We start from the raw sequence: 260 nt of genomic DNA, 5'->3' as shown, positions 1-260 counted from the left end.
TTACCCCGCACAACCCCCGGACGCGTCTCACCAGCGGCAGCGGCCCGCAGCCCGGCCATCAACTCGTCCCGGTCGGCGCCCACCACGACCACCCGGTGATCGAACACCGCACGCGAACTGACCAGCGACCACCCCACATCCACCACACGCAACGACGAATCCGACCCCACGAACTCCAACAACCGGCCCGCCTGCGCACGCACCGCCTCAACCGACTTCCCCGACAACACCCACGGCACCACACCACCCACACCCAAAAC

Annotated in this window: 1 protein-coding gene; it reads right to left on the bottom strand. The window is 68.1% G+C overall.

Annotated features, from left to right (window positions below):
- A partial coding sequence (locus O5O46_RS35250; protein WP_269859767.1) for a CurL C-terminal domain-containing protein occupies positions 1 to 230 on the bottom strand: 230 nt, incomplete at its 3' end.
- Between the last annotated feature and the right edge of the window lie 30 nt (positions 231 to 260).

Origin of the sequence: Streptomyces sp. RPT161, assembly GCF_027533845.1 — a bacterium.
Lineage (GTDB): Bacteria > Actinomycetota > Actinomycetes > Streptomycetales > Streptomycetaceae > Streptantibioticus_A > Streptantibioticus_A silvisoli_A.
Note: the sequence above shows the minus strand (reverse complement) of the source record. Positions and strands in the feature narration are given on the sequence as shown.